This window comes from Acinetobacter rudis (assembly GCF_000829675.1).
Lineage (GTDB): Bacteria > Pseudomonadota > Gammaproteobacteria > Pseudomonadales > Moraxellaceae > Acinetobacter > Acinetobacter rudis.
The window spans coordinates 1-11,910 of record NZ_BBRX01000021.1; the positions used below are offsets into that span (position 1 = coordinate 1).

Below are 11,910 nucleotides of genomic sequence, written 5' to 3' on the forward strand. Positions count from 1 at the left end.
TCACCCAACAAACCCCACTAAACCCTGCGGCTTAATTACTGCAGGGTTTTTTAATGGGGACATAAAAAATGTCTGATTCACAAACAATTATTGAAGCGTCAAGTGTAGCCACTTCTGCAGCAGCAAAAACAACAGTGATAGGCGGTGCTGCATCTGTAGCTGGTAAGTTCGCTGGTATAGATCCAGTCACTGCTATGGGCTTGATGATAGGTATTGGTGGTCTAGTTATTAGTCTATTTAGTTTTCTAATCAACGTGTATTACAAGCGTCAAGAAAATAAACGTGCTGATCAAATTCACCAACTTAAACTTAAAGAATTGGAGGCCCAATGCAATGTCAAAGACTAAGTATGCTGTAACTGCAGCCACTGTTATATCTGCAGCCGGTGTTCTATTCACTTCCAATTATGAGGGCTTTAGCTCTAAGCCTTATTACGACTCTGGAAAAGTGGCCACTATCGGCTATGGATCTACAGTGCACCCAAATGGCCAAAAGGTGAAAATCACAGATAAGCCGATCGATAAAAAGACCGGTATGGAATATCTGCAGATTCACATGACCAAGGATGCACAACGATTTAACAAGTCGCTGCAGGGCGTGAAGCTATCCCAAGCTGAATATGACCTATACATGGATTTTACATATCAGTTTGGTACAGGTGCTTGGTCTGGATCTTCAATGCTTCGTAACTTGAAGTCTGGCCAACACGTCCAAGCATGTAAGTCGCTACTTAAATGGAAGTATGTAGGTAAGAAAGACTGCAGTGTGCGTTCAAGCAATTGCTATGGTGTATGGACTCGTCAACAAGCGCGTTATGAAAAGTGTATGGGGGAAAACTAATGCAGATACTCGCTTTCATTTTAAATAACAAACGTTGGACCATGATTATTGTTTTGCTGCTGTATTCAGTTTTTCAAACTTGGCAATCGAATCGTTTAACCGGTGATTTGGCCAAGCTAAAAATTGAATGCCAAACCAAAGTAAAAACCGAAGTGGCCAAAGCAGTAAAACCATACGAACAAGCCATGTCCAAAGCACAATCCGAAGCCTTGGCCAAGGAAAAAACATATCAGGATAATTTATTAAAGGCAGAACAAAATGCGAATCAAAAAATCAAAACTGCTAACGATGATGCTGTTGCTGCCGATCGTGCTGCTAACAGCCTGTCAAAGCAACTCAGTGAAGCAAAGCGGAATTTGTCCAACGCTCCCAGAGAAACCATTATTAAATACATCACAGTCCAGTCAGACGTATTCGAGCAGTGCACAGCAGAATATACAAAAATGGCAAGAAGCTGTGATGCAGAGCGAATTGATAAAGAAAAACTGATTGAAGCATGGCCCTCTAAATAAGAGGTTTTTTACATTGAATAAAATGTCATAATTGCTAAAATGCATCTTCAATTTTTTTAGGGTTTTGCATTTATTTTGCATTTATTTTGCGAGGTAAAAATAAAATCCTTATAATACAGTTAGTTACACAAGGCTTTTTTCAATGCTCGATATATATTTAACAGATGTTCAAAATACAGTGCAATTTGATGATTATCCTGGCGAGCATCCAGTTAAATTTATTTTAAGTTTTAAAAAGATTTTTCCTAGTGTAATGGAACTATTGCTTCCAGTATTACCAGAAGATGAAAACCTAGAGCAAATGAGTTGGGAATCTACAACTCATGATTTTGAAGTATTTCAAAAGCTATTGCAGGGTTGGGGTGTTATCGAATTACGTTTAAATGCACTCAGTCAATATAAAGATCGCGCATATGCAGATGCTCTGGTTAAAAAAGCAAATGCAAAACGTCATTTATTGAAAAAGTCACAGAGTAATCTATCAACTGTCGAATTAGACTATTTATTTATGCATGAGGTGCATGGTCTAATTGATGCGGATCTCGTTGATCTTGGTGAAAAATTCTATTTACCGGTATTACGTAATATTTGGCAGGATCTTGTTTCTGAAAAAGTCCTCTATGCTAAATTTTAGTTATCATTTATCTGCTCATGTTTGAGTTAAATAATTGATCTTATAGATATTAGTAAAGACCAGTCATGACTGGTCTTTTTTATTTCAATATATTGTAAATGCTGTATTTTCAGACAAAAGGGCTCCTTTATTCATATTTACTGTAAAAAACGTTCATTTTTAAAGCTTAAAGGCTGGCAAAATATTATAAATTAATCCTACAATAGAGCTTGGTTATCTACATCGTATTTAGGCCAATCAGGTGTTCAATTTGTATAAACCTTTAGTTAGTTATACAGATTCACTTTAAGTTGAGATCGTTGTCTTGCTAAGAACAAGTGGAATACTGCTCGCATTTGCGACAGTTCTATTACAGTTCGCTGTATTCTTACAGCCTTTGCTACCGGAGCAATATCAAATCGCACCGGTATGTGAGTTAATTTCTCAAGCTTTTAGCTCAAAACAAATATTACAAGACAACCAAAATCAGTCTTCTCATCAAGCCTCTGTTGCACAACATGCTAATCATCAACTTGAACATACAGTCTCGGCTTCAGACCATGCACATTCAACGGCGGGTCATAATCATCATGATCTGACCCATCAATGTCAGTATTGTACAATCTATGGCAACTTACATTTACCACCAGAACTTGACTTAAAAGAAGTTTTAGTTCGAATACAGGTGCGTCTGTTGGCTTATAGCGAAAGCTTTAAGCATGTTTACTTTGAGCTTCAGAGACTTTATTTACTACCACAAGGTCGTGCACCACCAAGCACTCTACAACTATCTATCGTTTAAGTTTCGATTAATTTCACATTGTAGAGTGAACACATGCAAAATTATTTTCAGTATTGCCAGATGCAATACCGTGGAGCTATTCACGTTAAAAATAGTATGAACCAATATGTTTTGCTTCAATTTAGTGAGGTCTGCCAATGAATTTAGGAATGACCGCACTTGAATTAGCACGTATTCAATTTGCATTTACTGTATCGTTTCATATTGTTTTTCCAGCGATTTCAATTGGTTTAGCAAGTTTTTTAGCAGTGATTGAATGGCGTTGGTTAAAAACTAACGATCCAGTTTATCGAGATCTATTTAAATATTGGGCCAAAATTTTTGCTATCGCTTTTGGTATGGGGGTTGTTTCAGGTGTAGTCATGAGCTACCAATTTGGAACGAACTGGAGTGAGTTTTCTCGCATAGCAGGTAGTGTGACAGGCCCTTTACTTACCTATGAAGTTTTAAGTGCTTTCTTCTTAGAGGCAGGATTTTTAGGTGTCATGTTATTTGGCTGGGGAAGAGTTGGTCCTAGAGCGCATTTTTTTGCAACATTAATGGTCGCTGTCGGTACGTGTATTTCCATGTTCTGGATTTTATCTTCAAATAGCTGGATGCAAACACCACAAGGTTTTAGCTATGAGAATGGCATCATTGTGCCAGAAGATTGGTTTGCTATTGTATTTAACCCATCTTTCCCATACCGACTTGCCCATATGGCTGCGGCGGCATTTTTAGTTTCAGCATTATTGGTTTTAGCTACATCTGCATGGCATTTGTTGAAAGGTCGTCGAGATACTTTGGTTAAGACTTCATTTTCAATGGCAATGTGGTTATTACTGATACTTGCGCCATTGCAAATTTTTATCGGTGATATGCACGGTTTAAATACTTTAAAGCATCAGCCAGCTAAACTTGCTGCAATGGAAGGCCACTGGGAAACCAATAAAGAAGGTGGTATGCCATTATATTTATTTGGCATTCCAGATATGGAGGCTGAAGAGACTAAATATGCGATTGGGATTCCTAATCTTGGTAGCTTAATTATGACTCATACCATGGATGGTGAAGTTAAAGGCCTAAAAGAGTTTGTACCTGAAGAGCGCCCAAATTCAACAGTTGTGTTCTGGAGTTTTCGTATCATGGCAGGCCTTGGAATGCTCATGATTTTATTGGCACTTGCAGGATTAGTATTACGTAAAAATCAAAAACTTTATGAGAATAAATGGCTACAGCGTTTTGCAGTGGTTATGGGGCCATCAGGGTTTATTGCCTTGCTTGCAGGGTGGTTTACGACTGAGGTTGGACGTCAGCCTTGGTTAGTTTATGGTGTTTTAAAAACCAAAGATGGATTATCTCCTGTTTCTGCTGAACAAGTAGGTTTAAGTCTAATTATATTTGTAGTGGTCTACTGTGTTGTATTTGGAATCGGGATTTACTACATGTTCAAAATCATGCACAAAGGTCCTGAGTTTGTTTATTCACAGCCTGAATTACATGCTGATAGTGAGGTTATTCAAGCATCTAAACGTCCATTAAGTAGTGTTGAAGATGAATTAGATTCTTCTAACTCACAATCAACTACAACAGCATCTAATTCGCAGGAGCATGACAAATGATTGATTTATCATTGATTTGGGTAATAATCATCGCGATCGGCGTATTGATTTATGTCATTCTTGACGGCTTTGATCTTGGGATTGGAATTTTATTCCCTTTTGTTAAAGGTCAACAAGAACGTGATGTGATGATGAATACTGTTGCTCCTGTTTGGGATGGTAATGAAACTTGGATGGTTCTTGGGGGTGCAGCTTTATATGCAGCATTTCCTTTAGTCTATGCGACTGTGCTATCTGCATTGTATATGCCAATTATCTTGATGTTGATTGCTTTGATCTTTCGTGGAGTCGCATTTGAATTTCGCTTTAAAGCAAACAAATCTAAGCATTGGTGGGATAAAGCATTTATTTGTGGCTCAATTTTGGCAAGTTTTTTCCAAGGGGTCATTTTAGGCGCTTATATTCAGGGTATTAAAGTCGAAAATGGAATGTATGCAGGGAGTGGACTCGATTGGTTGAGTGCATTTAGTTTATTTACTGGTGTTGGTGTAGTGGTGCTATATGCTGCATTAGGATGTGGTTGGTTGATCTTCAAGACAGAGGCTTCTATTCAAGAGACTATGTATAAATTGATGCCAAAACTAATCCTTGCATTATTGGTTATTTTTGGTTGTGTCAGCATTTATACTCCAATCTTACAACCACAAATTGCAGAACGTTGGTTTAGTCAGCCACAATTAATGTATTTTAGTCCAGTACCTATATTGGTCTTACTTTTTACCGGACTTGCATTACGTGCATGCAAACTGCGTCAAGAGCTTAGTCCATTTATTTATACATTAGCATTGGTATTCTTGGCTTATACAGGATTCATCATTAGTTTATGGCCATATATTATTCCACCATCGATAACAATTTGGGATGCTGCATCACCATTAAGTAGTCAACTTTTTGCCTTAATTGGTGCCTTGCTCTTAATTCCAATTATTTTGATTTACACTGGTTTATCGTATTGGGTATTTAGAGATAAAGTTCGTATTGGTGATGAAGGCTATCATTAAGGGAGGGAGTGATGAAAATTTCAGAATTAAAGTGGTTTGCAATGCTGTGGCTCGCAGGTGTTCTGGTTCTTTTTTTAATTGCTGGAGCCTTCCGTTTAATGGTGCAGTTTGCATACCGATAACTAAGTAGAACTTATAAGTAAAAATGGCCTAAATCAATATTTAGGCCATTTTTTAAATTAGCTGGTCATGAGGTGATTAAACTGTAGGTTGGCTTGCCGCATGCTCAGTTTCTTCTTCATTAATTTGATACTGAGTTGAGTCTGATTGAGTAGAGTCTTCTATCAAGGTGTGCTGTTGTAGCTCTGCAAATTGACTTGAAAAAGCAGTTGCAAAAGTCATAAAACCTGCATAGAACATAAAAGTAGTTGCAAGAAAAACACAGTAAAGAATACCAATCAATTTTTCAGTTTGTTCAGTAATACGTGGTGGACCATAGTTATTTTCACCTTGAGTACCTGGTGCTAGCATCATATAGATACCAAAAATAATGTTCACAATGGGGATTAAAAATAGTAAGCATAACCAGCCACTTTTATTAAGATCATGGATGCGTCGAATACTGACAATAATACTAAGTACTGCGGCACTAATGATAACCACAACGAATAGTACTGCTGTAATAATACCAAGGGCTGTGGATAGGAAATCACCAATATCTGTCATGGTTGCGCCATAAGTTGCATAGGTAATTATTCCTAGCAACATGACGATAAGTAATGCACAGCTATAAAGTACACTCGTAATGAACAACCATGCTAAATAAGATAGGCGACCAAATCGGCCTTTTGCAGAATATGGGAAATCTTTATTTGCAGGTTCTGAAAAATGACTCGTATTTTGGATCATAGTTTTTGTCCGTTATTGGATAAATATTTTTGATTGAAATAAATATAACTTGTCGTATAGATAAGGTATTTTAAACAAAAGTGTAATTATTGGATAGTTTAAAGTTTAATGATATTTGATCGATTTCGCTTAAATTACTTTATTGGTAAAGATAAGGCCTAATACTTTAAGGGCTGTTTCAAGGATATCTATAATCGGGCACAAAACTGATCTATGTATAAAAGTATTGCAGATACTGCTGCTTAAAGACTATAACTAGAAAAAGATTTTGTAAGATTTAATAATTTTAGGGAGTTTAGATTGACTATCATTCATCTTATTCGTCACGGACAGGCTTCTTTTGGCCATAAAAATTATGATCAATTGTCTTCTAAGGGTGAAATCCAAGCTCAAGTTTTAGGGCAGTATTTAGGTCAAATTATCAATGAGACACCGTTTGTTATTGCTGGATCTATGCAGCGCCATCAACAGACTGCACATTTAGCGATGCAATATTTTTCACAACCATCTATTCATACCGATACAGCATGGAATGAATTTGATCATCAACAAATATTCGCACTTTATAATGCACGATTTGCAAATCCAGAGTTGGTCAAACAAGATATGAGCAACGCCGAAAATCCGACAGAATTCATGACAGAGATATTTAATGCTGCTATGAAACGTTGGATTGATGCTCAGTATGATCATCAATATACAGAATCATGGATTGAATTTAATCAACGTGTGGAGCGAGCATTAGTCAACCTAGCTCAGCAGCTTAATCAATACACGCCTAAGCATGCTGTTGTATTTAGCTCTGGTGGCGTAATTTCTCTGGTTATTGCTAAATTATTAGGATTGGATTTTGAAGGGACAGCAGAATTGATTTGGAAGATTAGTAATGCCAGCATTACAACACTAAATTTTAAAGATCAAAGTTTTCATTTATTACGTATGAATGAATATCATTACTTAGAATCAGAGGAAAATCAGTTAGCGACTTGGGTTTAAGTAAAAGAATAAGCCCAGTTTATGATGGCCAAAATGACTTATACGATGGTTATCCCTAGAGTTGTCCGCAGAATTTGTGGATTACTCACAAGATATAAAAAACAAAGATACCAACTTAAGTTGCTGATATATAATAACATTAATGCATTTATTTAGGAAAATAATCTGCATTGTTTAATATTTAAACAGAAATGTTTTTACTTTTGCATAAATAAATAGAGTCGATCAATTTGATATGGAAACATTAGATCAAAGAAACGATTTAACCTACAAATACAACTAAATATATTTTGTTTTCAAGTAAAAAATAGTTTTGAGATAATGAAATTCTAACTTCTTGTTTTATCTGAGAAACATATCATTTGTTATAGCAATGGAGAAAAGTCCTCCATTTTTTTCTTGCAAAATATAATGGCTGTGTGCCACTATATAGATCTACAGTGACCAAACTAAGGAAAATGACATGTCTATTCAGCTCTTAGATGCAATAAATAATCATGTTCCAGTAAATTTTAAACAGTTTTCTGGTGGAGAACGTCATGTTCAGTTGGATGAATTAATACTAAAAGAGCTGAGTGGAGTGGTATCAGTACAGGCAAATTTACGCTGCAGCCATGATGTTATGGATTACTTATTATTGGAAAATATATTATTAAATCAGGGTCTAACGATCAATCTTGAAATTCCATATTTTCCATATGCACGGCAAGATCGTATTTGTGCTTTTGGTCAAGCATTTTCCCTAGATGTAATGACAAGATTACTTAACATCAATGCTGTTCACCAGAAGGGAAAGCAAGGGCGGGTGACCGTGTGGGATTGTCATAGTGAAGTGACAGAAGCGCTACTTGCTTCTAATACTTCATTTACAGAAATTATAAATATCAGCTCACTAGAAATCATCAAACAAAGTCCTGAATTAGTTGCGTTACTTAAAGAAGAAAAAACTGTGTTGATTTGTCCTGATCAGGGTGCAAAATCTCGCACACAGATCATAGCCCATGATTTCAATGATCAGCGTCAGCAACCAATAATAGTCGTTCAATGCGATAAAAAACGTAATCCAGAAACTGGGAAAATATTGGGTATACAGGTGAATACATCGGATTTAACAGGGTTAACTGCAGTAATTACTGATGATATTTGTGATGGTGGGGCAACGTTTATCGGTATTGCTCAAGAGCTACGTCGCCTAAATTGTAGCAAGATCATACTCTATGTCACCCACGGTATCTTTAGTAAAGGTACTCATGTATTTGATGGTTTGATTGATCGAATCTTTGCATCAAATAGTCTTCCACAGCCACCTCAAAATAAAGTTTCGATTATTAATTTTGTAGCAAGATAAGGAAAATAAACATGAGTATGAAAATTAATCCATTGAATGCTATTGATTTTTACAAAGCAGATCACAGACGTCAGTATCCAGATGGTACAGAGTATGTCTATGCAAACTTTACACCTCGTTCATCTCGATTAGCCAGAATGCTTGCAGATTTTGATGATAAAGTTATATTTTTTGGCCTTCAGGGTTTTATTAAGCATTTCTTGATTGATACTTGGAATGAAGGCTTTTTTCAGCAACCGAAAAATAAAGTGGTAGCTGCATATAAACATCGTATGGATAGTGCGCTGGGAGAAGGGGCAATACCCGTTGATCACATTGAGATGTTACATGATTTAGGTTATTTGCCATTACGTATAAAGGCATTGCCAGAAGGCAGTCGTGTCAATATGCGTGTACCAGTACTAACTTTAGTCAATACTGATCCACGCTTCTTTTGGTTAACGAATTATATCGAGACTATACTTAGTGCCGAGCTTTGGAAAAGCTGTACAACTGCGACAATTGCATATGAATATAAGCGATTATTGACTCAATTTGCGCAAAAAACTGGCGCTCCATTAGATTTTTTACCTCTACAAGGTCATGATTTTAGTAGCCGAGGGATGAGTGGAATATATGATGCCGCTCAATCTGGAGTGGGACATTTAACCAGTTTTATTGGTACTGACTCTGTCGCATCGATTGATTATGCAGAAAATTATTATAATGCAACTGGAATAATTGGAGTTTCAGTGCCAGCAACAGAACATAGTGTAATGTGTATGGGGGCAGAAGATAATGAACTGGAGACATTCAGACGTTTAATTTGTGATTTGTATCCTTCAGGTGTTATTAGCATTGTGTCAGATACTTGGGATTTCTGGCGTGTAATAACACAATTTACAGTCGCACTGAAATCTGAAATTTTGACCAGAAAACCGAATGCATTGGGTTTAGCTAAATTAGTATTTCGTCCAGACTCTGGTGATCCAGTCAAAATCATATGTGGAGATCCAGACGCACAATTTGATAGTCCTGCTTATAAAGGCGCAGTTCAATGTTTGTGGGAAATATTTGGTGGAACAACTACTGATAAAGGTTATAAAGTTTTAAATGAGCGCATAGGCCTTATTTATGGTGACTCTATTACTTTAGAACGAGCACAAGATATACTTCAGAATTTGGAAAGCAAAGGTTTTGCTTCAAATAATTTAGTATTTGGAATTGGTAGTTTTACCTATAATTATTTAACAAGAGATAACTTTGGCTTTGCAGTTAAAGCAACTTGGGGACAGGTAAATGGTGTTGGTCGAGAATTATTCAAAGATCCAATTACTGATTCTGGAGTGAAGAAATCTGCAAAAGGTCTATTACGTGTCGAGGAAAGTGAAATAGGCTTTACTTTGTTTGATCAGCAAACACAGGAACAAGAAAAAAAAGGTGCACTAAAAGTAGTCTTCGAAAATGGTAAGCTAATTGATGAGTGCAATTTAAATCAAATTCGTGAGCGCTTAATGATTACTTAGCTTAGAATACATAAACCGATATTATAAATATCGGTTTATCGTTTTTTGTGAGGTACTTAAAGTGACTGCTCAAACAGAACAAGAATTTCTAGCCAATTATGATCATCGTAATTTTGATGCACCATTATTAACAGTAGATATGGCTATTTTTTCTGTGTCTAATGGGCAACTACAAGTTTTATTAATTAAACGCCCAAATTTTCCATTTAAAGATCAGTGGGCCTTGCCAGGTGGTTTTGCTGATCTGGTTAGTGATAAAGATCTCATGGCTACGGCTTATCGAAAACTTGTAGAGAAAACAGGGGTTGCTTCACCATATTTGGAACAGGTTGCCTCAGTAGGTAATGCTGAACGCGACCCTCGTGGTTGGGCTGTTACAGTTTTATATTTTGCTTTAATTGATATTAATGCCTTTGAGCCTCAAACATTAGTTGAATATAGCGAATGGGTTCCAGTCACAAAAGCTAAAAATCTTCTTTTAGCTTTTGATCATCATGAGCTACTTACTTTAGCCTTAGAGCGATTAATTAATAAAACTCGGTATACCGCATTGCCCGCAAGCTTAGTTCCAGAACTTTTTACAATTACAGAGCTACAAACTATTTATGAAATTATATTAGGACATACATTAGAAAAAAAAGCTTTTAGACGTCGTATGATAGAGGCAGGTGCAGTTGTAGAAACTACATATAATAAGGTTGTTGGAAAAAGGCCAGCACAGCTTTATCGTTATGCACTAGATTCTTTTGATTTTATTTTTCCGCGATCACTCGAATTACCAAAAAAAGTTTTGCATGATCATTAGTCATTATTGAGTAAGATTTAGCTTTAGTTGGTTTTCATTTCACTCTGTTTATAACATGAATGAACAGTATTGAGAATTTGATTTTGAAGTCGGAGATATAAGAAGTTTAAATTTGTGTTTTATTTTATGGGCTTAAGGCGTCTAGATTTTTGAACACTATCATACCCAGCACTAATTAGTACACAATACCAATCATAACAAAGTTTTTGGGTTTTAAAAATATAAAAATAGTTTTATATAACAGTTACTTAGTGATATTTAAATTTGGATTAAACATGAAACAGTCATTTTTATTAATAAATATTTTATTTTTTTCTTCAACAGCATTTGCACTGACCGATAACTATTATGCGGCTGTAAAATTAGCTTATTCATCTCAGAAAGCCAATAATATGGACACTAGTCTTAGGCCAGGTATCGGGCAGTTTATCGAAGGTGAGGATAAAAAAGATAAAATAACACCAGTTTTAGCTTTAGGTTATGATTATAAAAATAATTGGCGGACAGAAGCGGAATTTAGCTTTGAAAAAGCCTATGAATATACAAGTGGTTCTACAAATTTCCCAACAAGCTTTAATCACCACAAAGTGAAAACTCAAAGTTTATTTTTAAATGCATATCGAGACTTTGATGTATATCGCAATGTTTCATTATTTGGATCATTGGGTATAGGCGTGGCTAAAATTAAATCAAGTGGATGGCAGGGTGTTGAAAATCGTCTATATAGTTCAAACACGGATACTCAGCTGGCATATTCAGTTGGAGCAGGTATGAGCTATAAGCCAATGAATAAATTGAATGTTGATTTAGGATATCGCTATATAGACTTAGGGAAAGTTGAAAGCGGATTAAATAAGTTTACGAATGTACGTGGATTGCAAGATGAGCAAATGAAAGCACATTTAGAAAAAAATGAGTTTTATTTGGGTATCCGATATGGTTTTTAGAACAAAAAGATTGTAGTTACTCAAAATCGTCAGGAATTTGTTAAGTGTATTCATTTCGCATAATGTATATTATGTTAAATGATTTATACCT

General features: G+C 35.9%; 14 protein-coding genes. 13 read left to right on the forward strand and 1 reads right to left on the reverse strand.

All coding sequences use genetic code 11. The annotated features are described in order from the left end of the window. Positions 1-68: 68 nt before the first annotated feature. From Aru01_RS05005 to Aru01_RS05040, 8 genes are all read left to right on the forward strand, one after another. A complete protein-coding gene (locus Aru01_RS05005; protein ID WP_016656287.1) occupies positions 69-347 on the forward strand; it encodes a phage holin family protein in 279 nt (92 codons plus the stop codon). Then, positions 334-840 carry a lysozyme gene (locus Aru01_RS05010; RefSeq protein ID WP_016656286.1) on the forward strand — a complete coding sequence of 169 codons (507 nt, stop codon included), beginning with the start codon at positions 334-336 and terminating at the stop codon, positions 838-840. The genes Aru01_RS05005 and Aru01_RS05010 overlap by 14 nt, the downstream gene beginning before the upstream one ends. A 41-nt stretch (positions 841-881) precedes the next feature. Next, a complete protein-coding gene (locus tag Aru01_RS05015) occupies positions 882-1,352 on the forward strand; it encodes a hypothetical protein (protein ID WP_228128740.1) in 471 nt (156 codons plus the stop codon). A 142-nt stretch (positions 1,353-1,494) separates the two neighbouring features. Beyond that, entirely contained in the window at positions 1,495-1,986 is a 492-nt protein-coding gene (locus tag Aru01_RS05020) for a hypothetical protein (protein ID WP_016656284.1), read from the forward strand. Positions 1,987-2,290: 304 nt separating this feature from the next. Beyond that, positions 2,291-2,767, forward strand: coding sequence for a DUF2946 family protein (locus tag Aru01_RS05025; protein ID WP_016656283.1), 477 nt, complete (start codon positions 2,291-2,293; stop codon positions 2,765-2,767). 137 nt (positions 2,768-2,904) lie between these two features. Then, positions 2,905-4,368 (forward strand): cytochrome ubiquinol oxidase subunit I, encoded by a 1,464-nt coding sequence (locus Aru01_RS05030; RefSeq protein ID WP_016656282.1) that lies wholly within the window; start codon positions 2,905-2,907, stop codon positions 4,366-4,368. Next, the gene (gene cydB, locus Aru01_RS05035; protein ID WP_016656281.1) at positions 4,365-5,369 is read left to right on the forward strand and encodes a cytochrome d ubiquinol oxidase subunit II; all 1,005 of its coding nucleotides are present in this window, start codon (positions 4,365-4,367) and stop codon (positions 5,367-5,369) included. Before Aru01_RS05030 ends, cydB begins: the two co-directional genes overlap by 4 nt. A gap of 11 nt (positions 5,370-5,380) precedes the next feature. Further along, positions 5,381-5,491, forward strand: a complete 111-nt coding sequence (locus Aru01_RS05040; RefSeq protein WP_016656280.1) for a hypothetical protein — start codon at positions 5,381-5,383, stop codon at positions 5,489-5,491. Positions 5,492-5,567: 76 nt separating this feature from the next. Here the strand turns inward: Aru01_RS05040 and Aru01_RS05045 are convergent, their stop codons facing one another. Then, a complete protein-coding gene (locus tag Aru01_RS05045) occupies positions 5,568-6,218 on the reverse strand; it encodes a DUF805 domain-containing protein (RefSeq protein WP_016656279.1) in 651 nt (216 codons plus the stop codon). 300 nt (positions 6,219-6,518) lie between these two features. Here Aru01_RS05045 and Aru01_RS05050 point away from each other — a divergent pair, with 300 nt between their 5' ends. From Aru01_RS05050 to Aru01_RS05070, 5 genes are all read left to right on the forward strand, one after another. Then, complete coding sequence (locus Aru01_RS05050) at positions 6,519-7,214, forward strand: histidine phosphatase family protein (RefSeq protein ID WP_016656278.1); 696 nt, start codon at positions 6,519-6,521, stop codon at positions 7,212-7,214. A gap of 463 nt (positions 7,215-7,677) precedes the next feature. Then, the gene (locus Aru01_RS05055; protein ID WP_016656277.1) at positions 7,678-8,562 is read left to right on the forward strand and encodes a phosphoribosyltransferase family protein; all 885 of its coding nucleotides are present in this window, start codon (positions 7,678-7,680) and stop codon (positions 8,560-8,562) included. Between the two features lie 11 nt (positions 8,563-8,573). Next, on the forward strand, positions 8,574-10,067 hold the full coding sequence (locus Aru01_RS05060) for a nicotinate phosphoribosyltransferase (protein ID WP_016656276.1): 1,494 nt from the start codon (positions 8,574-8,576) through the stop codon (positions 10,065-10,067). A 61-nt stretch (positions 10,068-10,128) separates the two neighbouring features. Further along, the gene (gene ntrR / locus Aru01_RS05065) at positions 10,129-10,872 is read left to right on the forward strand and encodes an ADPR responsive transcriptional repressor NtrR (RefSeq protein WP_016656275.1); all 744 of its coding nucleotides are present in this window, start codon (positions 10,129-10,131) and stop codon (positions 10,870-10,872) included. 275 nt (positions 10,873-11,147) lie between these two features. Next, positions 11,148-11,819 (forward strand): outer membrane protein, encoded by a 672-nt coding sequence (locus Aru01_RS05070; RefSeq protein WP_016656274.1) that lies wholly within the window; start codon positions 11,148-11,150, stop codon positions 11,817-11,819. Positions 11,820-11,910 lie beyond the last annotated feature (91 nt).

What these genes read in the sequence shown, in the direction of transcription:
- cydB (WP_016656281.1), top strand. Translation starts at nt 4,365, where the DNA reads ATGATTGATTTATCATTGATTTGGGTAATAATCATCGCGATCGGCGTA.
- Aru01_RS05070 (WP_016656274.1), top strand. Translation starts at nt 11,148, where the DNA reads ATGAAACAGTCATTTTTATTAATAAATATTTTATTTTTTTCTTCAACA.
- Aru01_RS05040 (WP_016656280.1), top strand. Translation starts at nt 5,381, where the DNA reads ATGAAAATTTCAGAATTAAAGTGGTTTGCAATGCTGTGGCTCGCAGGT.
- Aru01_RS05060 (WP_016656276.1), top strand. Translation starts at nt 8,574, where the DNA reads ATGAGTATGAAAATTAATCCATTGAATGCTATTGATTTTTACAAAGCA.
- Aru01_RS05010 (WP_016656286.1), top strand. Translation starts at nt 334, where the DNA reads ATGTCAAAGACTAAGTATGCTGTAACTGCAGCCACTGTTATATCTGCA.
- Aru01_RS05020 (WP_016656284.1), top strand. Translation starts at nt 1,495, where the DNA reads ATGCTCGATATATATTTAACAGATGTTCAAAATACAGTGCAATTTGAT.
- Aru01_RS05015 (WP_228128740.1), top strand. Translation starts at nt 882, where the DNA reads ATGATTATTGTTTTGCTGCTGTATTCAGTTTTTCAAACTTGGCAATCG.
- Aru01_RS05055 (WP_016656277.1), top strand. Translation starts at nt 7,678, where the DNA reads ATGTCTATTCAGCTCTTAGATGCAATAAATAATCATGTTCCAGTAAAT.
- Aru01_RS05030 (WP_016656282.1), top strand. Translation starts at nt 2,905, where the DNA reads ATGAATTTAGGAATGACCGCACTTGAATTAGCACGTATTCAATTTGCA.
- Aru01_RS05045 (WP_016656279.1), bottom strand. Translation starts at nt 6,218, where the DNA reads ATGATCCAAAATACGAGTCATTTTTCAGAACCTGCAAATAAAGATTTC.
- Aru01_RS05005 (WP_016656287.1), top strand. Translation starts at nt 69, where the DNA reads ATGTCTGATTCACAAACAATTATTGAAGCGTCAAGTGTAGCCACTTCT.